At 71.4% G+C, this 21804-nt stretch carries 22 protein-coding genes; 12 read left to right on the top strand and 10 right to left on the bottom strand.

Annotated elements, in window-relative coordinates; all coding sequences use genetic code 11:
* Positions 1–29 precede the first annotated feature (29 nt).
* On the bottom strand, positions 30–1301 hold the full coding sequence (locus tag HUG12_RS18055) for a bifunctional metallophosphatase/5'-nucleotidase (protein WP_179270110.1): 1272 nt from the start codon (positions 1299–1301) through the stop codon (positions 30–32).
* Positions 1302–1722: 421 nt separating this feature from the next.
* Here HUG12_RS18055 and HUG12_RS18050 point away from each other — a divergent pair, with 421 nt between their 5' ends.
* The 3 genes from HUG12_RS18050 to HUG12_RS18040 all read left to right on the top strand — a co-directional run bounded on the left by HUG12_RS18050 (position 1723) and on the right by HUG12_RS18040 (position 3905).
* Positions 1723–2430: a V-type ATP synthase subunit D gene (locus HUG12_RS18050; protein WP_179270109.1), complete on the top strand. Its 708-nt coding sequence runs from the start codon at positions 1723–1725 to the stop codon at positions 2428–2430.
* Positions 2431–2495: 65 nt separating this feature from the next.
* Positions 2496–2894: a DUF6276 family protein gene (locus tag HUG12_RS18045; RefSeq protein ID WP_179270108.1), complete on the top strand. Its 399-nt coding sequence runs from the start codon at positions 2496–2498 to the stop codon at positions 2892–2894.
* 114 nt (positions 2895–3008) lie between these two features.
* Positions 3009–3905, top strand: a complete 897-nt coding sequence (locus HUG12_RS18040; RefSeq protein ID WP_179270107.1) for a DMT family transporter — start codon at positions 3009–3011, stop codon at positions 3903–3905.
* A gap of 86 nt (positions 3906–3991) precedes the next feature.
* Here HUG12_RS18040 and HUG12_RS18035 read toward each other — a convergent pair whose 3' ends face one another.
* Both HUG12_RS18035 and prf1 read right to left on the bottom strand, forming a co-directional pair.
* Entirely contained in the window at positions 3992–4678 is a 687-nt protein-coding gene (locus HUG12_RS18035; protein WP_179270106.1) for a hypothetical protein, read from the bottom strand.
* 71 nt (positions 4679–4749) lie between these two features.
* Positions 4750–6009 (bottom strand): peptide chain release factor aRF-1, encoded by a 1260-nt coding sequence (gene prf1, locus HUG12_RS18030; RefSeq protein ID WP_179270105.1) that lies wholly within the window; start codon positions 6007–6009, stop codon positions 4750–4752.
* Positions 6010–6149: 140 nt separating this feature from the next.
* Between prf1 and HUG12_RS18025 the strand changes: the two genes are divergently transcribed.
* Together HUG12_RS18025 and HUG12_RS18020 are read left to right on the top strand one after the other, a co-directional pair.
* A complete protein-coding gene (locus tag HUG12_RS18025; RefSeq protein WP_179270104.1) occupies positions 6150–7664 on the top strand; it encodes a MinD/ParA family ATP-binding protein in 1515 nt (504 codons plus the stop codon).
* A gap of 96 nt (positions 7665–7760) precedes the next feature.
* A complete protein-coding gene (locus HUG12_RS18020) occupies positions 7761–7898 on the top strand; it encodes a hypothetical protein (protein WP_179270103.1) in 138 nt (45 codons plus the stop codon).
* 91 nt (positions 7899–7989) lie between these two features.
* On the opposite strand, the gene argS is transcribed toward HUG12_RS18020, so the two are convergent.
* The 3 genes from argS to HUG12_RS21520 all read right to left on the bottom strand — a co-directional run bounded on the left by argS (position 7990) and on the right by HUG12_RS21520 (position 10684).
* Entirely contained in the window at positions 7990–9753 is a 1764-nt protein-coding gene (argS, locus tag HUG12_RS18015; protein ID WP_179270102.1) for an arginine--tRNA ligase, read from the bottom strand.
* A 134-nt stretch (positions 9754–9887) separates the two neighbouring features.
* Positions 9888–10154, bottom strand: coding sequence for a hypothetical protein (locus HUG12_RS21525; protein WP_218836351.1), 267 nt, complete (start codon positions 10152–10154; stop codon positions 9888–9890).
* Entirely contained in the window at positions 10151–10684 is a 534-nt protein-coding gene (locus HUG12_RS21520) for a ZIP family metal transporter (RefSeq protein ID WP_218836350.1), read from the bottom strand. Before HUG12_RS21520 ends, HUG12_RS21525 begins: the two co-directional genes overlap by 4 nt.
* A gap of 361 nt (positions 10685–11045) precedes the next feature.
* Between HUG12_RS21520 and HUG12_RS18005 the strand changes: the two genes are divergently transcribed.
* The 3 genes from HUG12_RS18005 (at position 11046) to HUG12_RS17995 (ending at position 13476) form a co-directional block, all read left to right on the top strand.
* Positions 11046–11774 (top strand): DUF120 domain-containing protein, encoded by a 729-nt coding sequence (locus tag HUG12_RS18005; protein WP_179270101.1) that lies wholly within the window; start codon positions 11046–11048, stop codon positions 11772–11774.
* Positions 11771–12448: a 3,4-dihydroxy-2-butanone-4-phosphate synthase gene (gene ribB, locus HUG12_RS18000; protein WP_179270100.1), complete on the top strand. Its 678-nt coding sequence runs from the start codon at positions 11771–11773 to the stop codon at positions 12446–12448. Before HUG12_RS18005 ends, ribB begins: the two co-directional genes overlap by 4 nt.
* Before the next feature lie 92 nt (positions 12449–12540).
* Positions 12541–13476 (top strand): branched-chain amino acid transaminase, encoded by a 936-nt coding sequence (locus HUG12_RS17995; RefSeq protein ID WP_179270099.1) that lies wholly within the window; start codon positions 12541–12543, stop codon positions 13474–13476.
* A gap of 569 nt (positions 13477–14045) precedes the next feature.
* Here HUG12_RS17995 and HUG12_RS17990 read toward each other — a convergent pair.
* The 3 genes from HUG12_RS17990 to HUG12_RS17980 all read right to left on the bottom strand — a co-directional run bounded on the left by HUG12_RS17990 (position 14046) and on the right by HUG12_RS17980 (position 16198).
* Complete coding sequence (locus HUG12_RS17990) at positions 14046–14495, bottom strand: nucleotidyltransferase family protein (protein ID WP_179270098.1); 450 nt, start codon at positions 14493–14495, stop codon at positions 14046–14048.
* A 134-nt stretch (positions 14496–14629) separates the two neighbouring features.
* Positions 14630–14779 carry a cupin domain-containing protein gene (locus HUG12_RS22130; RefSeq protein WP_179270097.1) on the bottom strand — a complete coding sequence of 50 codons (150 nt, stop codon included), beginning with the start codon at positions 14777–14779 and terminating at the stop codon, positions 14630–14632.
* 258 nt (positions 14780–15037) lie between these two features.
* The gene (locus HUG12_RS17980) at positions 15038–16198 is read right to left on the bottom strand and encodes a phosphotransferase family protein (protein ID WP_179270096.1); all 1161 of its coding nucleotides are present in this window, start codon (positions 16196–16198) and stop codon (positions 15038–15040) included.
* 105 nt (positions 16199–16303) lie between these two features.
* On the opposite strand from HUG12_RS17980, the gene HUG12_RS17975 reads away from it, so the two are divergent.
* Both HUG12_RS17975 and HUG12_RS17970 read left to right on the top strand, forming a co-directional pair.
* Complete coding sequence (locus HUG12_RS17975; RefSeq protein WP_179270095.1) at positions 16304–17524, top strand: acyl-CoA dehydrogenase family protein; 1221 nt, start codon at positions 16304–16306, stop codon at positions 17522–17524.
* Between the two features lie 74 nt (positions 17525–17598).
* Positions 17599–18441: an alpha/beta fold hydrolase gene (locus tag HUG12_RS17970; protein ID WP_179270094.1), complete on the top strand. Its 843-nt coding sequence runs from the start codon at positions 17599–17601 to the stop codon at positions 18439–18441.
* A 265-nt stretch (positions 18442–18706) separates the two neighbouring features.
* On the opposite strand, the gene HUG12_RS17965 is transcribed toward HUG12_RS17970, so the two are convergent.
* Positions 18707–20272 carry an ATP-binding protein gene (locus HUG12_RS17965; protein WP_179270093.1) on the bottom strand — a complete coding sequence of 522 codons (1566 nt, stop codon included), beginning with the start codon at positions 20270–20272 and terminating at the stop codon, positions 18707–18709.
* Positions 20273–20489: 217 nt separating this feature from the next.
* Between HUG12_RS17965 and HUG12_RS17960 the strand changes: the two genes are divergently transcribed.
* Together HUG12_RS17960 and HUG12_RS17955 are read left to right on the top strand one after the other, a co-directional pair.
* On the top strand, positions 20490–20993 hold the full coding sequence (locus tag HUG12_RS17960; RefSeq protein WP_179270092.1) for a hypothetical protein: 504 nt from the start codon (positions 20490–20492) through the stop codon (positions 20991–20993).
* 136 nt (positions 20994–21129) lie between these two features.
* The gene (locus HUG12_RS17955) at positions 21130–21765 is read left to right on the top strand and encodes a DsbA family oxidoreductase (protein WP_179270091.1); all 636 of its coding nucleotides are present in this window, start codon (positions 21130–21132) and stop codon (positions 21763–21765) included.
* Positions 21766–21804: the final 39 nt, after the last annotated feature.

Here is a 21804-nt window from a genome sequence, read left to right as displayed (position 1 = left end):
AGTCGGGCGAGACGATCGCTCGCCGCCGATCACCCCGCGTCGCGACCGAACTCCCCGTCCCGCGCGTGCGCGAGGAGGTGCTCGTACTGGAGCCCCCGGTCGTCGACGACCGCGTCCGGTTCGAACCCCGCGAGCGGGGCGACCTCCGTGAGGTAGCTCGTGCAGGCGACGCGGTAGGTCCGGTCGGGGGACACCGGCTCGCCGTCGACCGCGACCGTCCCGTCCTCACGTACCGACGCGCCGACGGCGAACACGTGTCCGTGCGTGTCGTCGGGCGAGTCCCGACCGAGGCGGACCGCGGCGGCGAGGTCCCCGCCGCGGACCGCGAGCGTGTGGAGGTGGGAGGGGAACGGAACGACGCCGAGCAGGTCGCCGACGGTCGCCGCCGCGGGCAGGCCGGCCCGGACCGACCCGGCGGCGATCAGACCGACGTCCGCCCCGCCGCGGTCGCGATACGCCGCCGCCGCGGCGCGGCCGACCTCCGCCGTCGAGAGCGGCCCGGCGAACGAACGCACCGACTCGTCGACGCCGGCGGCCGCCCGGCGCTCGCGGTACTCCGCCTCGATCGCCGCGTCGACCGGCGCGTCGGTCGGGGTCCGAACGTCCGCCGTCGGCTCCCCGCCGAGCGTCACGACCTCGTACTCGTTGGCCTGGCCCCCGCGGGTGCGCGCGACGAGCGTCCCGTCGACCCGCTCGGCGACGAGTTCGTGGTCGTGGCCGCCGAGCACCGCGTCCACGTCGGTCCCGCGGGCGACGTCGGCGTCGCCGTCCCCGCAGTGGGAGAGGACGACGACGAACTCGGCACCCCGTCGGCGGAGTTCGGCCGCCTCCCCGCGGACCGCCGCGACGGGATCGGTGAACGCCAGCGACTCGACGGCGTGGCACATCTCCGGCGTCTCCGGGTTGACCACGCCGACGAGTCCGACCCGCGTGCCGGCGACGTCGACGAGCGCGCTCGGTTCGTAGGCGTCGCCGTCCAGCCCTTCGAGGTTCGCCGCGAGGTGCGTGCCGGGCGTGTCGCGCGCCCACTCGGCGGCCCGGGCCGGCCCCTCGTCGAAGTCGTGGTTGCCGAAGGTGCTCGCGACCGGCGAGACGGCGTCGAGGAACGGGCGACCGTGGCCGCGGCCCGCCTCGGTCGCGAGCGCGAGCGCCCCGAGCGCGGTCGTGTCGCCCGTCCCGACGACGACGGTCCGCCCGTCCCGGAGTTCCCCGACGGCGCCGGCGAGTCGACCGGCGTCGGCGGGCCGGTCGAACAGCGTCTCCAGGTCCGAGAGGTGGACCAGGCGAGGTGGAGGGGTCATACGGGTGACGTCCCGCGGCCGGGCCGAAAAGCCACCGCTCGCCGGATCCACTGCTCAACCGTCGCTGGCCGAAGGCCGACGGTCGACGGGATGCGGCGGGCGCACACGCGAGCGACCGAACGGGAGCGAGCCGCGCCCGCCGGGGAGGCGTGGGGAGCCACCGCGATGGCGACCGACCGTCCCACCGGGCGGGACTGAAAGGGGCCGGGCGCTCGATCCGGCCCCGGTGCCTCAAGCACCGCAGGAGCGAGCAACGCGAGCGACGAGGAGCACAGAGCGTACCGCGGACGGTCGAGCGCCCGGGGGCTTTCGAAGTAGTCACCGACCGAGCACTGACCGCGGTCGTGGCTCCGACTCCCGCGAATCGCGGACGGACTAACAAGGGTTAACACCCTCCGCCGGCAACTTCCGACCAAGAGCCATGGCCGAGGACGTCAAGCCGACTCGCAAGAACCTGATGGAGATCGAGGACCGCATCGAACTCTCCGAGCGGGGCCACGACACGCTAGAGCAGAAGCGTGACGGGCTCATCATGGAGTTCATGGACATCCTCGACCAGGCCCAGGACGTCCGTTCGAAGCTCGAGGCCGACTACGAGGACGCCCAGGAGACCATCGACAAGGCCCGGGCGATGGAGGGCGACGTGGCGGTCCGGGGCGCGGCGGCGGCGCTGAAGGAGCACCCCGAGATCACCACCCAGTCGAAGAACATCATGGGCGTCGTCGTCCCGCAGATCGAGTCCTCGAAGGTGCGAAAGAGCCTCGACGAGCGGGGCTACGGCCTGCTCGGCTCCTCGGCCCGCATCGACGAGGCGGCCGACGCGTACGAGGAACTCCTCGAGAGCATCATCCTCGCCGCCGAGGTGGAGACGGCGATGAAGAAGATGCTCACCGAGATCGAGACCACCAAGCGCCGGGTCAACGCCCTGGAGTTCACGCTGCTGCCGTCCCTGTACGAGAACCAGGAGTTCATCGAGCAGAAACTGGAGGAGCAGGAGCGCGAGGAGATCTTCCGCCTCAAGAAGATCAAGGCCAAGAAGGAGGAGAAGGAGGCCGAAGAGGCCGAGGAGGAGGCCGTCCGCGACCCCGAGGAGGTACGGGAACCCGGACAGGTCAACGCCGACGACTGAACTGGTCCGTTACCGACCGACGTCCGACCCCCGCCTTTTCGTTCCCCCACCGCCGACCACACTCCATGCCGACCTGCCCCCACTGCGACGTCGAACTCGTCGCCTTCGCCGTCCCGGAAGCGCTGCGGGAACACGCCCCCGACGGCGCCGCGGCGGCCGCGATCTGCCCGCGCTGTCTCCGCGTCACCCCGCGGGAGGCGACCGGACCGGCCGGTACGGACCCCGAGTTCGGCCGCGTCCACGACGCCTTCCCCCGCGGGGAGGGCGGCATCGCCGTCGCGCTCCTGCTCGGCGCGCTCCCGAAGCTCACCCTGAAGCGTGACTCGATCGCGGCCCTCCGCGAGGCCGCGGAGGGCGCGGGGGTGGACGTCGAGTTGACGCTCGACCGCGTGGTCGGGGCCGACGTGGATCCCCACTTCGACCTGGAGCGGCGCGTGGGCCAGTTCGGTTCCCTCCTGGGGTAGGGGGATTCTGCGGGGATCGTGCCGACTCGACGGAGTAGCCACGCCACGGCCGGTCGCGGTAACGCGTCCCGGGACCGCGAGGGATTTAGCCTGCCCCCGCCTCGTGGGCGACGAATGGGTCGTCTCGAGGAGCGGACCGTCGGCACGCTATTCGTCCTCCTCTCTGCGGTCTGTTTCGCGACGCTCGGAATCCTCGGCGAGTTCGCCTTCCGGGCGGGGCTGTCGGTGCCGGCCGCGCTCACGCTCCGGTTTCTCGTCGGGGGGCTCGTCGTCTGGCTCGGGCTGGCGGCCCACCGACTGCTCGCGTCGCCGCCGCACCCGCGGCTCCGGCTCCCGACGCGGGACGGCCTCGTCGCCGCCGCGCTCGGCGCGCTCGGCTACGCTGGGGTCAGCTACGGCTTCTTCGTCGGCGTCGAGCGGACGTCGGCCGGTCTCGCCGCCGTGCTACTGTACACGTATCCGCTGTTCGTCGTCGCGCTCGCCGCGACGGCGCTCGACGAGCGGGTCGGCGGGCGGACCGTCCTCGCCGCGGTGCTCACCATCGCCGGCGTGGCCCTCGTCTCGTGGACCGGGACCGCCGCGTTCGACCCGCTCGGCGCGGCGGCGACGCTCGCGGCCGCGGTGCTGTACGCCTGTTACATCACCGCCTCGCGGGTCGCGCTCCGGACGGCGGACGAGCGCGTGTTGACCGCCTACGTCGCGCCCGCGGCGGCCGTCTCGACGGGGCTCGCCGGCGCGTTCACGGGCACGCTCTCGCTCCCGACGACCCGGTTCGGCTGGGCCGTCGTCCTGGGGCTCGGAACCGTCTCGACCGCGCTCGCCATCTTCGCGTTCTTCGCTGGGCTGAAGCGGGTCGGCGCGAGCCGCGCGGGCGTCGTCTCCACCGTCGAACCCGCCGTCGTCCTCGCGCTCGGCGCGGCGTTCCTCGGGGAGACGGTCACGCCCGCGATGCTCGCCGGCGCGGGGCTCATCCTCTCGGGCGTGGTGCTCGTCCAGACGGCGAGGGAGTGAGGTTCCGCCCGGGTCGGTCCGGCGCCGATCGGTCGTCCCGAGTCGGGTGGACGACGCGGGCTTCTCCCCCGAGGGGGTCCGTCCCGTCACCGACGGGCGACGGTCCTGATCACGATCTGTAACACGTGGACGAACACGCCCGCCACGGCGACGTAGAGGCCGATGGCCTGCAACGCGGCCGTCGCGACCCGGCCGTCCCGGATCCGCCAGATCTCCCACCCAAGGCGGAACAGGAAGCCGAGGAAGATGAGGAGGAAGCCGAGGAGGAGCACCGGCGCGAGGAACGTCCCGACGAGGACGGCGAGGACGCCCCCGAGGAACGCGTAGTTCGCCCAGGAGCGGTAGTGGTCGAACTGCTTCGATCGGGCGTACACGTACGTCCCGATCGCCGCGACCATCGCCGTCACGACGACGGCGGTGATCGCGAGGATCGGCAGCCGGGCGTCCCGCGGCACGAACGAGAGGACGCCGGCGCCGAAGGTGCCGAACGCGACCTGGAGGATCGCCACGCCGGCGAGCGCCAGTCCGGTCCCGCCGCGCTCGACCCCGCGTTCCGCGAGGAGCTCCCCGCCCGCGATCGCCGCGCCGTAGACGAGGACGCCGACGATGGGGTACGCGAACAGGTAGTCGTTGACGAGCGCGAGCGGCGTCGCGACGAACGCGTACATCACTAGCACGTTCAGCGCCATCAGCGCGCTCGCGCCCCCGACGACGGCCCACTCCCGTCCCGACAGGACGAAGCCGCGTTCGGTCGCGGTGCCGTGTCCACTCATGGGTTCACGGTTCCCGCCGCCGATGGTTAAAAACGCCGCCGCGACCCGACCGGCTCCCGCGTCCGTCCGGTTTAGACGCCCGTCCGGTACCGGAGGATGCCGGCGACGCCGCCGAACGCGTCCATGAGCTGTTCGCCCTTCTCGAAGTCCGTGGAGATGAACTTCGTCTCGGTGCCGCGCTGGTCGGCGATGTTCATCAGGTGTTCGACCACGTCCTCGCGCTCGCCGGGCTCGGCCTCCTCCCCGCAACTGGAACAGGTGTGCTCGGGCGTCGAGTGGCGCCGCTCGACGACCTCGTACTCCTCGTGGCCGTTGGGGCACTCGAACGGGACGACGTCGTGGTGGAGGTCCTCCGAGACCAGCAGGCGGTCGACCGCGCCCATGACGAGGTTCCGCCGGGTCTCGTCGAAGCCGTAGGTGGCCTCCTCGCCGGTGTGGAGCTTCTCGAAGAACTCCTCCATCTCCCGCTTGTCCTGAAGGATCTCCTGGTCGGCGAGCACCTCCTGGGCGGCGTCGACGACGTCGTAGAGGCCCGACTCGTCGGTGTAGGCCACGTCGAACTTGCCGAGCACGTTGTCCTGGATCTCGTGGTGGAGGTAGTCGCCGTCGAGGAACTCGTCCTTCGTCGGCGACGGGCCGCCAACCAGGATGCCGTCGAGTTCGTGCCGCTTCGGGACGAACAGTTCGTTCGCCATCCCCGCGACCTCCTGGTAGAAGTTGTCGATGGCCTCCAGCCGCAGGCGGGCGAACCGCTGGGCGGACTGACCGCCCTTCCGCTGCTTGCCGGGGACGAGCGAGGAGGCCGACTTCACCGGCTCGACGCGCTTGCCCTTCAGCCAGCCGACGTTCGCCTCGCGCCTGTCGAGGACGATGAGCCCGAACAGCCCCTTGTCGGCCATCATGTCCTCCAGCGGCCCCGTCAGGAAGTTCGAGTCGCAGTGGTAGCGGAACGACTCGACGGGGTCGGGCGGGGACTCGAGCACCTCGGTCACCATCTCGGTCTGGCCGCCACCGGAGTCGACCGCGCCCGAGAAGATGACCATCCCCTTCTCCGGCGGGAAGGTGTCGTAGTAGCGGAGGCGGTCCTTGATGGAGGTGAGCGCGTCCTGGACGTTCGTCCGCGTCTGCTTGGATTTGATGTTGGACGCCTCGCTGTGCTCCTGTGTGACGTGTGCGACCACGTCGGAGATCTGCCTGTCCTCGGGGATGTAGATGGTGACGAGCTGGGTCCCGGAGCCCTCGTACTCGTCCAGCTGGTCGAGGATCTTCCGGAACTCGTACTTCCGGCGGTCCTCGGAGGGCGCGTTCCCGTCCTCGGCGTCGCTACTCATTATCTCGTATTCGCCGGCGTGCGTGTAAGTAACTGTTGAATGGTGTCGTGAGCACACACACGTCGCCCCTGGAGCGGGCGCCGTCGGCCGACCGGTGATGGGACCCACATTTATAACGTCACCCTCCGGATTCCATCCAAATGCCGACGACTTATGCCGTCGCGAGCGCGAAAGGGGGGGTCGGGAAGACGACCACCGCCGCGAACCTCGCGGCCACGCTCGCGGCAGCGGGCTTCGAGACGGTCGCCGTCGACGGCGACATCGGGACGGCGAACCTGGCTCCGGCCCTCGGGTTCGAGGTCCCCGAGGGCGGCGCCACGCTCCACGACGTGCTCGCGGGGGAGGCCGAACCGGTCGACGCGACGTACCGCGGGCCCCACGGGCTCGCCGTGGTGCCCGGCGACGAGTCGCTCTCGGCGTTCAGGTCGGCCGACCCCTCGCGGATCCGGGAGGTGATCGGCTCCATCACGAACGCGGACTACGTCGTCGTCGACACCGGCGCCGGCCTCACCCACGAGAGCGCGCTCCCACTCTCGCTCGCCGACGGCGTGCTCCTCGTCTCGACGCCGACCCGCGACGCGCTGACGGACACGGGCAAGACCGTCGAACTGGCCGAACGACTGGGCGGCACGGTGGCGGGGCTCGCGCTCACCCGCGTCGGTCCCGACGATTCGCTCGAGTCCGCGCTGGAGGCGGCGAACGTCGACCCGGAGGCGTTCGACGTGCCGGTGACCGCGCGGGTTCCGGAGGACCCGGTCGTCGCGGAGGCGCTCGCGGCGAGCGAACCGCTCTCGGAGTACGCGCCGGGCAGCGATCCGGCCGCGGCGTACCGCTCGCTCGCCTCCTCGCTCACCGGCGAGCCGATCCGCCCGCCCCTCTCCTACGAGGTCGAGGAGGGCGAACGGGAGCCGTCGACGCCCGACGGGGAACGCGCCGGCGCCGTCGAGGACGACGGGACCGAGGGCGGGGACCCGGCGACCGCAGGGGACGCCGACGACGCTGACTCCTCCGGCGCGGAGTCGGTCGAGGACGGGGAGCGACCCGGGGCTGACGACGAGGCGGGAATCGACGTCGCCGAGGGCGAAGCGGAAGCCGACGTCGCCGAGGGCGAAGCGGAAGCCGACGTCACTGAGGGCGAAGCGGAAGCCGACGTCGCCGAGGACGACGACCCCTCCGTGAGCGACGAGGTCCCCGAGGCCGACGAGGGGGACGTCGAGGACGTGGTCGTGGAAGCCGAACCGGCGGACGTGGAGAGCTCGGTGACCGACGCGGACGGCGCCGACGAGGTCGACGAAGCCGACTCCACGTCGGACTCCCGGGATGCGGACGGTGCGAACGACGCGGACGACGTGGACGATGCGGACGACGCGAAGGATGCGGGCGACGCGGACGACGCGGTCATCATCGAGGACGAGGGGGACGACCTGGAGGACGGAGCCGCGGCGGACGCCCGCCGGGCGGTGCTCGACGAGGACGAGCGTCAGGCGGTCGACGGCGCCGCCGGGTCGGACGACCCCGGGGAGATCGAGGACGACGCCATCCCGTTCGCGGACGGGACCGAACGGAAAGCGGAGTCGGGCGACGGAAGCGACGAGGGATCCGAGGAGGACGACGGCGGGAAGGACGGCGGCTTCCTGAGCCGACTGTTCCGGTGATCGGGACGAGCGGCGACCGTCGGATCGGATCGAACCGGCGGACAGTCCCGGAATCGAACCGCTGGACTCTTCTACGAGCGAGGGCGATACCGACGTATGAGCCAAGCTGAGAACGGCGACGTCCGAGCGGAGAACGGCGACGTCCCGCTGTGGTGGATCCTCACCTTCCTCCTGCTCGCGCTGGGTCTCGGCGCGTACGCGGTCACCTCCTCGGGCGGGTCGCTCATCGCCTGAGCGTGCGGCGACGGCAGTAAGCGGCGAACGGCGCGGCGGCCGACGACGGTGACGGACGGCCGGCGAACCGCGGCTTCCCGGCCGTGCCCTTCTACATCGACTCCGGAGCGGCGACGCCGAGCACGTCGAGCGCGTTCGCGATCGTCGTCCGCGAGGCGGCGACGAGCGCGAGGCGCGCCTCGCGGGTCCGCTCCTCCTCGGCGGTGAGCACGGGACACTCCCGGTAGAACGCGTTGAACGTCTCAGCGAACTCCCGGGTGTACGTCGCCACGCGGTGGGGTTCGAGGTCCTCGGCGGCCTCCTCGACGACCGCGGGGAGCCGCGCGATCGACGCCAGCAACGCCCGCTCCTCGGGCGTCGAGAGCGCGGCGGCGTCCACGTCGGCCGCGGGGGAGGTCCCCCGCTCGGCCGCCTCGTCGACGATGCCACAGCAGCGCGCGTGGACGTACTGGACGTAGGGGGCCGACTGGGCCTCGAAGTCGAGCGCGTGGTCCCACTCGAACGTGATCGTCTTGGTCGGCTGTTTGGAGACGATGTCGTAGCGGACCGCGCCGACGCCGACCTGCTCGGCGATGCGCTCGACGTCCGCCTCCGTCAGGTCGTCGTCGCGGACGCGGTCGTCCATCCGGGTCTCGACCTCCGCGCGGGCGCGGTCGATCGCCTCGTCGAGCAGGTCGTCGAGGTCGACGCCCGTCCCCTCGCGGGTGCTCATCCCCTCGCCGCCGGGGAGGTTCACCCACGAGTAGAACATCGACGTGAGCCGGTCGGTGTCGTTGCCGAGCACCTCGAGGGCGGCCTCGAGCTGTTTCGCGTGCAGGCGCTGGTCCTCGCCGAGCACCGTCACCGCGCGGTCGAAGTTTTCGAACTTCCACTCGTGGTGGGCGAGGTCGCGGGTCGTGTACAGCGAGGTACCGTCCGAGCGCAGGAAGACGAACTCCTTGTCGATGCCCCACTCCTCCAGGTCGAGCACCCACGCGCCGTCGTCGATCTCGGCGTGCTCGCTGTCCTTCAGCCGCTCGACGGCCTCGGCCGCGCTGCCGTCGCGGATGAACCGCGTCTCCTTGACGAACTCGTCGAACCCGGCCGGGAGTCGGGCGAGCGTCTGCTGCATCCCCGCGAGCACCGTGTCGACGACCTCGCTCACGCGCTCGTAGGTCGCCTCGTCGCCGGACTCGAGTCCCCGGATGATCGACTCGATCTCCGTCTCGGCGTCCTCGACGTCCTCGGGGTCGGCCTCCTCCAGGTAGCTGTTCCCCTTCCGGTAGTAGCGGACGAGGTCGTAATCCGGCTTGTCGCGGTCCGGTTCGGGGAGGTCGGACTCGTCGAACGTCTCGAACGCCCAGGTGAACACCGCCATCTGCCGTCCGGCGTCGTTGACGTAGTAGTGACGCTCCACGTCGTAGCCGGCGTACGAGAGCGCGTTCGCGACGGCGTCGCCGACGATGGGGTTGCGGGCGCGGCCGACGTGGACCGGCCCTGTCGGGTTCGCCGAGGTGTGCTCCACGACGACCGACTCCTCGCGCGAGGGGAGGCTCCCGTAGTCGTCCGCGTGCGCGGCGTCGAGGGTGTCCGCGAGGTACGCGTCGTCCGTGAAGAAGTTGAGGTACGGCCCGGTGGTCTCGACGCGCGCGAGGTACTCGGTCCCCGCGACGTCGAGCGCGTCGGCCACCTCGCCGGCCACCTGCGGCGGCGGGGCGCCGGCCTCGCTGGCGAGCCGGAACGCCACCGAGGAGGCGAGCGTCGCGTCCACGTCGCCCGGCGGCTCCTCGATGCCGAGGTCGTCGGTCGGGTGGCCGAGGTCGGCGAGCGCGTCCGCCAGCGCCGCCTCGACGGCCGACCGGAACTGCCTGAACATGGGCGAGGGTTCCGCCGCCGCCGATAAAGGGGTTTCCGAACGGCGCGCGCGTCGGACCCAGCAGCGTCCCGCCGCCGGCGTCGAACGCGGCCGACGGGGCGACGCCGTCGCGTCGCAGGGGGCACGGACGGGAGTCAGACGAGGAGGAGCACGGCGCTGTACCCGACGACGCCGACGGCGAACGCCCACCACCGGCTCTCGCGCTCCTCGGGGTGCTCCTCCTTGATGACGTTGAGGACGACCCCGCCGGCGAGGAAGGCGATCGGTATCGCGAGCGCCGCCCGCCCGACCTCGACGACGCCCCCGGGCAGGGCGCCGACCACGACGGCGCCCGAGATCACCCACCGCCCCGTGTCGTGATAGCTGCGTTCGTGAGCCGTCCGAAGTCCGTAGTCGTTCACGACGAAGTGCAACCCGATCGCGACGGTGAACGAGAGGAGGCCCACCGGGGAACCCTGGTCGTGGAGCGGGTAGCCGGCGAGCCCGTTGTAGGCGGCGAACGAGCCCACGTGGACCCAGAAGACGCCGCCGTCGGGCAGCGACGCTCGAACGGTTCCGCCCCGCTCCGAGAGCGCGCCACCAGCCGCTCGAGGCCGTAAAACAGCGTGAACCCCGTGAGCGCGACGAGGTAGACGTGGCGCCCGGCGAGGGCGGCGGGGAAGAGGCCGCTCCCCTCGACGGCCTCGACCCCTTCCTCCAGTTCGGGGAGGAGGTGAACGAACGCGTACGCGACGGAGACGCCGCTCGCGAACGAGAGCCACCGGCTTCGCGGCACGCGGTCGAGAACGCGGAGGTTTCCGGCGAACGGGTGGACCGCGGCGAGCAGGGCGGCGGACCCGAGGACGAGCGCGATGCCGGCATCGCCGCTCGCCGCCTCTTGCTGTTGCAGGACGCTCACCGTCTCCGCGGGCCGGACGCGTTGGGGATCCATTCCACCGTTCGCTCGTCACGTCGTTCGACCGCGCTCCCCTTCACGCTATGGCCGATCGCTCCGGCGTTCGGGGGACGCGTTCGTCTTGGGGCGGGCCGCCACCGGCCGCCGCTCGACCGACCCGCCGGCCCGGTCCCCGCCGTTCGTCGCGGTCGGGGCGACGGCCGCCCCGCGACGCGGAAATCCGCCGCGCGGGACGCGGCACCGACGGCATCGGAGCGCAGCGGTCGACCCCACGAACTTTTCACGCACCGTCACCTCGATAACGGTAGACGTCACGTAGTCGGGGCGGGGCGTAACGATTCTGGGACGCTCCCCACCTTCGATACGCTTTTGGGCCTCGCGGCGAATACTCGAACCGATGGCAACAAGCGCGAGGACCGTCGGCCACGACGAGGTGGCCGCGCTGAAGACGGTCGCCCTCCGTGGCGGGCTCCGCGAGCCCGTCAAGGTCTCCTGTTCCGCACTCGGCGAACGGCTCGGCGCGTCGAGCCAGACCGCGTCCCGCCGCCTCCAGCGACTGGAGGAGGCGGGACTGCTCGACCGCGACGTGGTGAGCGACGGCCAGTGGGTGTCGGTCACCGACGACGGCGAGCGCCGCCTCCGGGCGGAGTACGCCGACTACCGCCGCGTGTTCGAGAACGGCGCCGGGCTCACCCTGTCGGGACGCGTCACCGGCGGGATGGGCGAGGGGCGCCACTACATCTCGCTTTCGGGGTACATGGAGCAGTTCCGGGAACGGCTCGGCTACGAACCGTTCCCGGGGACGCTGAACGTGGAACTCACCGAGGCGTCCGTCCGCGCCGGCGCCGGGATGGAGTCCGTGGACGGCGTCCACATCGACGGCTGGGAGGACGAGGAGCGGACCTTCGGGCCGGCGACGTGTTACGCCGCGCGGGTCGAGGCCACCGGCGGGAGCTTCGAGCCCGCCCACGTCATCGTCCCGGAGCGGACCCACCACGACGAGAGCCAGCTCGAGGTCATCGCGCCCGTGAAGCTCCGCGAGGAGCTCGGGCTGGAGGACGGCGACGAGCTGTCGGTCAGCGTCGAGGACGCGGTGCGGGCCGACGCCCCGGGGGCGGAGGAATGAGCCGCAAGCAGGCCGGCAGGCTCGACCGGGCGGTGGCGGCGTTCCGCGCGGGCGAGCCAGTGTTGATCCACGACTTCGCGGACCGCGAGGGGGAGACGGACATCGTCTACCCCGCCGACGCGGTCGCGCCGGCTGACGTGGCGCGGATGCGCAACGACGCGGGGGGGCTCGTCTGTCTGGCGCTCTCGGACGCGGTCGCGGAGGCGGTCGGACTCCCCTTCCTCGAGGACGCGCTCTCCCACCCGGCGACGGGCGACCACGACCTCGCGTACGACGACCGCTCCTCCTTCTCGCTCCCGGTGAACCACCGCGACACGTTCACCGGCATCACCGACGAGGACCGCGCGCGCACCATCGGCGAACTCGCCTCGATGGCGGACGCGGTCGAGGCGGGCGTCGAGTACGGCCCCGACGAGTTCGCCGCGGAGTTCCGCTCGCCGGGACACGTCCACGTCCTCCGGGGCGCGCCGGGCGGCATCGCGGACCGGGTCGGCCACACGGAACTCGGGCTGGCGCTCGCTGCCGAGGCCGGCCGGCCGCCCGCGGTCGTGGTGTGCGAGATGCTCGACGACGGGAGCGGCGCGGCGCTCCCGCCCGACGCGGCGCGCGAGTACGCCCGCCGCCACGACGTCCCCTACGTCGAGGGGTCGGAACTGGTCGAGGCGCTCCGGTAGCGGGGCGGGTCGTCGCCGTCGGCGTGCCCGACCGCTCCGCGGGACGCCATCGTTTCTCATGATTTAAGTCCGGACGGGGCATCCCCTCGGGTATGACCGTCTTCGAGGAGATGGCCGAGAACGGGGTCATCTGGCAGAACGGCGAGTTCATCGACTGGGCCGACGCGACGACCCACGTGCTCACCCACGGCCTCCACTACGGCACGGGCATCTTCGAGGGTGTCCGCGCGTACGACACCGAGCGGGGGACCGCGATCTTCCGGTGGGAGGAGCACCTCGACCGGTTCTACCAGTCGGCCAAGCCCTACGACATGGAGATCGGCCACTCGCGGGAGGAACTGACCGAGGCGACCCTCGGGACGCTCCGCCGGAACGACCTCGAGTCGGCGTACATCCGGCCCATCGCCTACTACGGCTACCACAGCCTCGGCGTCTCGCCGGGCGACTGCCCGACCGACGTCGTCGTCGCCGCCTGGCCCTGGGGCGCGTACCTCGGCGAGGAGGCCCTGGAGAACGGGATAAAGGTCAAGGTCTCCTCCTGGCGCAAGCACGCCTCCAGCCAGGTCCCGACGAACGCGAAGACCACCGGGCTGTACGTGAACTCCCTGCTCGCGGGCGAGGAGGCCCGGCGCAACGGCTTCGCGGAGGCGATCGTCCTGAACAAGGAGGGCAACGTCGCGGAGGGTCCCGGGGAGAACGTCTTCCTCGTCCGCGACGGCGAGATCTTCACGCCCGGGCTGAGCGAGTCCATCCTCGACGGCATCACCCGCAACACCGTCATCGCGCTCGCCGAGGAGCGCGGCTACGAGGTCCACGACGACGTGAGCATCTCGCGCGGGGAACTGAACACCGCGGACGAACTGTTCTTCTCCGGGTCGGCCGCCGAGGTGACGCCGATCCGGCAGGTCGACAACGTCACGATCGGGAACGGGTCGCGGGGCCCGGTGACCGAGGAGCTCCAGGGGGCGTTCTTCGACCTGGTGGAGCGCCGGACCGACGAGCACGACGACTGGTTCACGTACGTCTAACGACCTCTTTCACCGGGGGTCCTCCTCGCTCGGCCTTCGACCCCGCTCGTCGAACTCCCGGAAAACCCGTCGATGCCGCCGTCGCGGGGTTTCACCCCGCTCCGGCGGTGAACCGCTCGCTTCGCTCGCGGATGCCCCCGTGGGCGGACGATCGGTTCGTAGACCTACTAACCACAGCAGTTCCCCCGGAGGATTCGTCCGGTACGGGTGAGGAACTCATCGGCTGGAGAGCGAGTAGAATCATGGCCGCGTGTGAACTTTCCCGGGACGATGCGACCGGTCATCATCGTCCTGGGCGCGCTCCTGGTGATGGTTGGGGTGGTCTCCATCCGCTTTCCCCCACCGTGTGAGGAACTACGCGAGCGCCCGTGAGTGGCAAGACGACCCCGAGAGCCAAGCGAAAACGGGAACTCCGTGCACGTGCCGCCGGCGTCTTCCTCGTCTTCGGACCCGGCTGCATGCTCGTCTTCGTCGGACTGGTTCTGTAACTCGGTGACTTCGCAGGCTCACTTAGAATCCGGTCACTCCACCGAGTTGGTGCTCGGCACCCAGCGCAACAGCCTCGCCCGTCAATCGGACTCGATGCCGAACCACTCCGCCAGTTCGGCCGCCGTGTCGTGCTTGCCCATCGCCCGGTACGCGGCGACGAGCGGGCGAACCGGAAGCACCGGAACGCCTCGGCCGTCGGAAGAGCCGATCTCGGAGTCCGCGAGGTCGACCAGCGGCTCCTGATTGCCCTTCGCGGAGACGCTGTACACGACTTCGACCTCCTCGCCGCGCATTCGGTACTCGTCGATCTGCGAGACGCCGAGTTCCTTCGTTCCGACGAACGCATCGGGGAAGACGCTCCGAATCCGCTCGGCCCCGGCCTCCGTGGTGAACACGTCGATGTCGGACGGCTCGACGTCGTGTCCGTGGAGGGCGGCGGCCGCGCTCCCGAACACGCACCACGTGACGCCGTCCGGGACTCGCCCCACGAGTTCGTCCAGCACGGTCTCCTGGGTGGCGGAGAGGCCCATTGACCGGAACCCGTACGCACGGGAGGAAAAACGCACGGGTGCGTCGGAACGCTCGCGTTCGGACGCTGCTCACTCGGCGTCCGGTTCGGGCCCGTCGACGGTAACGGCGGGCGGTCCGGAGCCGACGAAGCTGATCACGACCCCCACTCCCCCCGGGAGGAGTTCACCACCCGATGGACCGATCGGGGCGGCACGTGGACGAAGTCGCCCGCGCCAAGCGCGACCGACTCTCGCCCGCACGGTCCGTGTTCGAGAATCGCGTCTCCGAGGACGACGTACCCCATGGACGCGGCGGTCACCGTTGTGGTGCCAGCCCGTCGTCACCCCGCCGGCGACCACGGATCGTACCGCGGGGGCGTCCTCGGTCTCGAACGTCGTCGGCGGAACACGCCGTCGGTCCCCTCCGGTGTCCGCAGGTCGGCCAGCGAGACGACTGTGACCTCGTCCATCCGCGTACGCTGATTCCACGGGGAGCTAGCGTTACCCCCGGTTGTTCGTCGACCGGACGGCAAGGGCCGTCACGGAGCACCCGCGGGACTGACCTACAACCCCTCGTCACCCTCGATGATCCGCAGACACCGCTCCCCCAACGCGGGAACGCCCGCCTCCATCTTCGGGTACAGCGGATCGTCGCTGTTGCCCTCCAGGTGTCTCCGGAAGAACATCTCGCCGAGCGCCGCGAGTTTGTACACCGCGAGGGTGCGGTAGAAGCGGTCGTGCTCGTACTCGATGCCCGTCGCCGCCTCGTACCGGTCCACCAGGTCGCGCCGGCGGGGGTACCCCTCGCGCGCCGTGAACGTCGACTGCAGTTCGGGGATCGCCGGTTCCGGGTCGCCGGGGTCGTGCCAGAACGACAGCATCCAGCCGAGGTCCGTACGAGGGTCCCCCAGCGTCGACAGCTCCCAGTCGAACACGGCCACCAGTTCGGGGGGTGTGCCCGGGCCGAACATCACGTTGTCGAGCTTGTAGTCGCCGTGGACCAGCGTCTCGGGACGTGAGCCGGGGACGTGCTCGGTCAGCCACGTCGTCGTCTCGTGGATGGCCGGCACCTCGCGCTCGTCGGCGGTCACCTCGAACGCCCACCGGAACTGCCTCGACCACCGGTCGACCTGCCGGTCGGTGAACCCCGCCGGGCGGCCGAAGTCGTCCAGGCCGACCGCCCCCGGATCGACCGAGTGGATCGACGCGAGGGTGTCGACCAGTTCCTCGCCGACCCGGCGACGGCGATCGGGTGCGGCGAACCGCACGGGTTCCGCCCCGCGTAACACGTCGCCCGCCGTCCGCGCCATCACGAAGAAGTCCGCGCCGAGCACCGACTCGTCCTCGCAGGCACACAGCGTCTCCGGGACGGGAACCGGCGTGTCCCCCAGCGCGTCCACGACCCGGAACTCGCGGAGCACGTCATGGGCCGTCTCGGCCGTCTCCCCCGGCGGCGGCCGGCGCACCACAAGGTCACGGTCGCCGTGGGTCACGAACAGCGTCTCGTTCGAGTGGCCCTCCGGGTGGCGCTCCAGGGCGAAGGACTCGGCCGGGCCGAGTTCCGCGTCGAGGAAGGCGCGGAGGCGCTCCGGGTCGACGAGTCGGGCGAGGTAGTCGTCCCCGTGGCTCCCCTCCCCCTCGCGGCCGGCGTCGGCGACGTGGACGTCGTCGCCACGTCCCTCCCCGTCGGCGGCCGTGTCCGAACCGGGCGCGTCGTCGGTCATGCGTCGACGTTCCGCGGGTGGGGGCAAAAACGCGGGGGTGCCCGGACGCGGGTCGCGCCCCTTCGGCGGGGGCACCGTTTTGTCCGGCCCGTCCGAGACCGGCGTATGGACGTCCGCTACGACGACGGCGAGGCTGCACGCGAACTGGCCGCCCGAACGCGCGAGTTCCTGGACGAGGAGGTGATCCCCGTCGAACGCGAGGTGCTCGGCGGCGACCCGGTGACCGGCGAGCAGGTGGCCGACCTCCGCGCGGCGGCCCGCGAGTACGACGTGTACTGCCCGCAGATCGGCGAGGAGTTCGGCGGCATGGGCGTCGACTTCCGCGACGCGCTGCCGATGTTCGAGGCCGCCGGGCGCTCGCTGCTCGGCCCCCTCGCCTGCCGGGTCGACGCGCCCGACGAGGGGAACATGCACACGCTGGAACTGCTCGGGACCGACGACCAGCGGGAGGAGTACCTCCGCCCGCTCGTCGCCGGGGAGGTCTCCTCCGGGTTCTCGATGACCGAGCCCATGCAGGGGGGTGGTTCGGACCCGAAGATGCTGAAGACGGCCGCCAGGAAGGACGGCGACGAGTGGGTCGTCGACGGCCACAAGTGGTGGACGACCGGGGGGACCGAGGCGGATTTCCTCATCGTGATGGCCCGCACCGACCCCGACGCCCACCCCTACGAGGGGTGCTCGCTGTTCCTCGTCGACGCCGACGCGGACGGGGTCGCGGTCGAGCGCGACATCCCCCACCTCGGCGGCGGCGTCACGGGGACGGGTCACGCGGAGATCGTCTTCGAGGGCGTGCGCGTGCCCGAGGGGAACCTCCTGGGGGAACGGAACGAGGGGTTCCAGCACGCACAGCAGCGTCTCGGTCCCGCGCGGCTCACCCACTGCATGCGCTACTCCGGGATGGCGGAACGCGCCCTGGACGTCGCGAAGGCGTACGCCACCGAGCGGGAGGGGTTCGGCGGCCCGCTGGCCGAGAAGCAGTCTCTCAGGTACGACGTCGCCGACGCGGAGACGCGGCTCCACGCCGTCCGGACGACCGTGCGCGACGCGGCCGACCGCATCGCCCGCGGCGACGAGGCGCGCGTTCAGGTGTCGATGAGCAAGACGTTCGCCGCCAACGTCGTCCAGGACGTGGTGGACACGTGTCTCCAGGCCTGTGGCGCCAACGGGATCGGGAAGGACCTCCCAATCTCGGACTTCTACGAGGCCGTCAGACAGTTCCGACTGGTCGACGGCGCCGACGAGGTGCACAAGCGGGTCGTCGCCCGCGAGGCGTTCGCGGACGTCGACCCCGACGAACTGGCGAACGTCACCCGCTACGACGGCTGAGTTCGTCGGGGACCGGCACGCGGTGACCCTGCGGGCGTCGCCGGGCTGAAGCCCTCCGCTTCCGTACGTGTGTTATGGACCACCACGACTGGACCGAGACCCAGCGCGAGACGACGGTGACGGTGGACGGGCACGACCTCCCGTTCGCGTACTACGAGGCGGGGGCCGACGACGACCGACGCCCGGTCGTCTTCCTCCACGGCATCCCGACGTGGTCGTTCCTCTGGCGGGACGCGGCGCCGCCGCTCGCCGACTCGCGGCACGTCCTCGCGCCCGACCTCGTCGGCTACGGCAACTCGGCGAACCGGGACGGCTTCGACCGCTCGGTGCGCGCACAGACGGTCGCGCTCGCGGACTTCCTCGCGGAGCGCGGCGTGCGGGACGTCGACTTCGTCGCCCACGACATCGGCGGCGCGGTGGCGCTCCGCTACGCCGCGGCCCGACCCGACGCGGTCGACCGGATGGTGCTCTCGAACGCGGCCTGCTTCGACTCCTGGCCGGTCGAGTTCGTCAACTCCCTCGGCGTGCCCGGCGAGGTCGAGGGCTGGGACGACGAGGAGCTGGAGGGGAAACTGGAGTTCCTGTTCGCGGAGGGATCCTACGACGAGGCCGACCCGGAGTGGCTCGCCGGCCTGAAGGCACCCTGGAAGCGGGAGGGCGGCCGGACGGCGCTCGCGCGGGCCGCGGTCTCGACGAACACGGTCCACACCACCGAGATCGAGTACGGGCGGATCACCGCGGACCTGCTGTGTCTCTGGGGCGGCGAGGACGTGCTCCAGCCGGTCGACAACGCCGAGCGGCTGGTGGAGGCGACCGCCGGCGACGGCGAGGTCGTCGCGCTCGATTCGGCCTACCACTGGGTGACGGCCGACCGGCCGGGGGCGTACCGCGACCACCTCCTCGAGTTCCTCGGCTGAGCCGGTCCGGGAGGTCGACGGGGTCGGTCGGAACGCCCGCCCGGTCCCGACGCCTACACCGCGATGCTCGCCAGGGCCAGGGCGGCCGCCGCCGTCACGCCGATGACGGTGGCGGTCGCGAGCCTGAGCCGCAGGCGATCGTTCGTCTCGACGCTCATACGCGCCCGGTTTCGACGACCGGCCAAGAAACTACGCGTTCGGTTCTCGAACGTGATACTCGGCTCCGTTCCCCGGCCGCGACCGGCGGCACGTCGAGCCCGCTCGGCTAACAGAGGAGCATGTACAGCCAGTACGGAAGCTGGACGACGCCGTCGGCGACCTCCTCGACCGGCCGCCCGCTTCGGACCGTGTCCCCCGCGAGCACGAGTCCGAGCGGGGCCTCGTAGGTCCCTCGGAACTCCCGAACCGCCGCGAGCGTGGCGTCCCGGTCGCGGGGTCGGTAGACGAGTCCGACGGGGACGGGCGTCCCGGCGACCTCGAAGACGAAGTCGACCTCGCCCTCCCGCCCCCGCCAGAACGACACCGACGGCGCCGAATCCGCCCCCTGGGCGGCGTTGACGCCGTACGCGAACCGCATCGTGTGGTCGAACGCGGCCACCCGCGCGAGGTCCGCCTCGCGGTCGAAGTCGTTGCGGACGGCCGCGGCGTCGCCGTCCGCGAGCGCGGTGACCAGCCCCGTGTCCCGGAGGTAGAGTCGGACCGACCGGGGGCGGCTGTTGTCGTACTCGGTGATTCCGGTCAGGAGGTACAGTTCCGAGAGCGCAGGGAGGTAGCTGTCGGCGATCGTTCGCCGGTCGACGTCGAACAGTTCGACGAGTTCCTGGTAGCGGAACGGCTCGGCGCCCCGGTTGCGGGCCGCGAGCGCACAGAGCCGCTCCAGGTCGGCGATGGTCTTGATGGACTCGAAGCCGGGAACGTCCTGGTAGAGCGCCTCGCGCACCTCCTCGCGCAGCCGGGTGAAGTCCTCGGCGGTCAGGTCCGCGGCCAACTCGACGGCCCCCTCGTGCTCGTAGCTGACGACGCCGCCCATGGCGAGGTACTCGACCACCCGCGACCGGATCCTGTTCGCCTCGTCCGCGACCTGGTCGTGCTTCCCCCGGAGTTCCTCGACGAGCGGCCCGGGGTCGCCCCCCTCGAGCGCGGCGGGGAGGCCGGCCTCGCCGGTCCGGATCGAGGTGGGGCTCACGCGCGTGTCCCCCTCTTCGAGGTCGGGGTAGAGGGTGAACAGGTAGTCGCGGAACTTCTCGGGGAGGATCGGCTGGACGTCGTAGGCCGCGTCGGGGACGGAGACGCGGTCGAGTTCCCGTTCGACCTGTACCCCCGCGCTGGCGGTGACGACGACCCGCCGGTCCGGGCGGCCCTCGAGGAGCTCCGAGACGGGCGTCCCCCACCCGTCGATCGTCGGCTTGTTCGGGTGTTCGATCCGGTGGACGTCGTCGAGGACGACGAAGTGCGGTCGGTCCTCGTCGACGCGGCCGAGGATCCGGCTCTCGTAGTACCGGACGGCGCGTCGAAGCTGCTCGTCCGAACGGAGCTGGTAGAGGGGGTCCGCGTCGAACGGGAGATGGAGGAACAGCTCCGGCGGGTCGCCACGCTCGATGCGGTGGTGGAAGAACTGGCGGAGCAGCGTCGTCTTCCCGGCGCCGCGCCGGCCGACCAGCCCCAGAACGGGCTGGTCGGCGAACTGGCTCCCGGGCCCGTCCGGTCGGGCCAGGTGGTAGAAGTCGCTCTTGTGCCGCGCCGGGAGCGAGAACGCCTCCGCTCCCCGCTCCCACCAGGGGTTGACATCGTGGAGCGCCCGGAGCAGGGCGTCGCCGGCGTCGATTGCCATCGTGTCGTGTCCGTGGCCTGGACTCCCGTCACAATGATAGTTTCGAACGGATTCCGGACACGGCGACGCGTGTTCCGGCCACGCGGCTCCGGCGTTGCGTTCTCGACGGCGCCTCATCGGGTAAACGACGTCAAGACGTCTCCATCCGTGGACGTTCGCCAGTGAATTGCATCTAATCGGTGCGTTTATCACGATATGGGTCATCACACCGGGTACGATGGGTAGAAAAGGATCACCACGATGTAGATTAGGTCACGAGGACGGCGCAAAGGACGGTCGAATCCGCGCCCCCGGGGACGGCCCGGACGGCGATCGGACGGAGGCCTCGTCCACGACCCGCGCGGACATCGTCGACGGTGCGGCACACGACGTCTCGGTCGAACTCGTCTCGCGGCTGTCGTTCGAGATCGACGGGGTGCGGGTCCACCGGCTCCGGGTCGCGGACCTCGAGGGCGATCGGTTCCCCGTCCTCGTCGCCCCGGACGCCGATCCGCTCGTGGACATCGGGACGGGACGGTGGTACCACGTCCGCGGGATGGTGGGCCGTCGACCCGGGGGGTCCGCCGTCGGGGCGACCGACTCCGCCTCCGAGGGCGAGGGGTTCGAGGGAGGGTCGGCACGCGACCCGGTCGGCCGTCACGTCGCCCGGGCGGCGAGGCGGCTCGACCTCGACGGGCCGTTCGGGGTCGTCACCGAGGAGACGTCCGTGACGCGAGCGTGAGCGACCCGGGGAGACGTCGCCCGCGGACGACGCGTCAGTGCGGGTCGCCGGGGGTGAGCGGTGCCGGTCGGTCCGGTCGTGCGCGGCGCGTGCCGGAGGGCGGCCGCTTTTTGGGCGGGCGTCCCGAACGGCGGCCGTGACCAACCCGGACCCGGAGGATCGGATCACGGTGTTCTCGGACTACGTCTGCCCGTTCTGCTACCTCGGACGCGCGTCGCTCGAGCGGTACCAGGGGACGCGCGAGGAGGAACTCGAGATCGACTGGCACCCGTTCGACCTGCGCGCGGGCAGGCGGGGTCCGGACGGGGAGATCGACGCGTCGGCCGACGACGGCAAGGACGAGGAGTACTACGAGCGGGCACGGGAGAACGTCCGCCGCCTCCAGGAGCGGTACGACGTGGAACTGGCCCAGGAGATCGCGACGGACGTCGACTCGCTCGACGCCCAGGTCGCCTCCTTCCACCTGAAGGAGCAGTTCCCGTACGAACGGTGGCTCGCGTTCGACCGGGCCGTCCTCGAGGCGCTCTGGGCGGACGGCCGGGACATCGGCGACCGGGATCTGATCGTGGAACTCGCCGAGGAGTCGGGGATCGACGGCGAGGAAGTCCGGTCGGCGCTCCGGGACGACGGCCGCCGGCGGGCCGTCCGGGACCGGTTCGAGGCGGCACGACGGCGGGGCGTCACCGGCGTGCCGACGTTCGCCTACGGCGGCCACGCCGCGCGCGGGGCGGTGCCGCCGGAGCACCTCGAACGGCTCGTCGAGGGAACGTAACCCCGAAACACCGAAATACGGCCCGGATTCGGTCCGGGG

The sequence above is a fragment of the Halorarum salinum genome, assembly GCF_013402875.1.
GTDB lineage: Archaea > Halobacteriota > Halobacteria > Halobacteriales > Haloferacaceae > Halorarum > Halorarum salinum.
Note: the sequence above shows the minus strand (reverse complement) of the source record. Positions and strands in the feature narration are given on the sequence as shown.

What these genes read in the sequence shown, in the direction of transcription:
- HUG12_RS18055 (WP_179270110.1), bottom strand. Translation starts at nt 1,301, where the DNA reads ATGACCCCTCCACCTCGCCTGGTCCACCTCTCGGACCTGGAGACGCTG.
- HUG12_RS18050 (WP_179270109.1), top strand. Translation starts at nt 1,723, where the DNA reads ATGGCCGAGGACGTCAAGCCGACTCGCAAGAACCTGATGGAGATCGAG.
- HUG12_RS18045 (WP_179270108.1), top strand. Translation starts at nt 2,496, where the DNA reads ATGCCGACCTGCCCCCACTGCGACGTCGAACTCGTCGCCTTCGCCGTC.
- HUG12_RS18040 (WP_179270107.1), top strand. Translation starts at nt 3,009, where the DNA reads ATGGGTCGTCTCGAGGAGCGGACCGTCGGCACGCTATTCGTCCTCCTC.
- HUG12_RS18035 (WP_179270106.1), bottom strand. Translation starts at nt 4,678, where the DNA reads ATGAGTGGACACGGCACCGCGACCGAACGCGGCTTCGTCCTGTCGGGA.
- prf1 (WP_179270105.1), bottom strand. Translation starts at nt 6,009, where the DNA reads ATGAGTAGCGACGCCGAGGACGGGAACGCGCCCTCCGAGGACCGCCGG.
- HUG12_RS18025 (WP_179270104.1), top strand. Translation starts at nt 6,150, where the DNA reads ATGCCGACGACTTATGCCGTCGCGAGCGCGAAAGGGGGGGTCGGGAAG.
- HUG12_RS18020 (WP_179270103.1), top strand. Translation starts at nt 7,761, where the DNA reads ATGAGCCAAGCTGAGAACGGCGACGTCCGAGCGGAGAACGGCGACGTC.
- argS (WP_179270102.1), bottom strand. Translation starts at nt 9,753, where the DNA reads ATGTTCAGGCAGTTCCGGTCGGCCGTCGAGGCGGCGCTGGCGGACGCG.
- HUG12_RS21520 (WP_218836350.1), bottom strand. Translation starts at nt 10,684, where the DNA reads ATGGATCCCCAACGCGTCCGGCCCGCGGAGACGGTGAGCGTCCTGCAA.
- HUG12_RS18005 (WP_179270101.1), top strand. Translation starts at nt 11,046, where the DNA reads ATGGCAACAAGCGCGAGGACCGTCGGCCACGACGAGGTGGCCGCGCTG.
- ribB (WP_179270100.1), top strand. Translation starts at nt 11,771, where the DNA reads ATGAGCCGCAAGCAGGCCGGCAGGCTCGACCGGGCGGTGGCGGCGTTC.
- HUG12_RS17995 (WP_179270099.1), top strand. Translation starts at nt 12,541, where the DNA reads ATGACCGTCTTCGAGGAGATGGCCGAGAACGGGGTCATCTGGCAGAAC.
- HUG12_RS17990 (WP_179270098.1), bottom strand. Translation starts at nt 14,495, where the DNA reads ATGGGCCTCTCCGCCACCCAGGAGACCGTGCTGGACGAACTCGTGGGG.
- HUG12_RS22130 (WP_179270097.1), bottom strand. Translation starts at nt 14,779, where the DNA reads ATGGGGTACGTCGTCCTCGGAGACGCGATTCTCGAACACGGACCGTGC.
- HUG12_RS17980 (WP_179270096.1), bottom strand. Translation starts at nt 16,198, where the DNA reads ATGACCGACGACGCGCCCGGTTCGGACACGGCCGCCGACGGGGAGGGA.
- HUG12_RS17975 (WP_179270095.1), top strand. Translation starts at nt 16,304, where the DNA reads ATGGACGTCCGCTACGACGACGGCGAGGCTGCACGCGAACTGGCCGCC.
- HUG12_RS17970 (WP_179270094.1), top strand. Translation starts at nt 17,599, where the DNA reads ATGGACCACCACGACTGGACCGAGACCCAGCGCGAGACGACGGTGACG.
- HUG12_RS17965 (WP_179270093.1), bottom strand. Translation starts at nt 20,272, where the DNA reads ATGGCAATCGACGCCGGCGACGCCCTGCTCCGGGCGCTCCACGATGTC.
- HUG12_RS17960 (WP_179270092.1), top strand. Translation starts at nt 20,490, where the DNA reads ATGGGTAGAAAAGGATCACCACGATGTAGATTAGGTCACGAGGACGGC.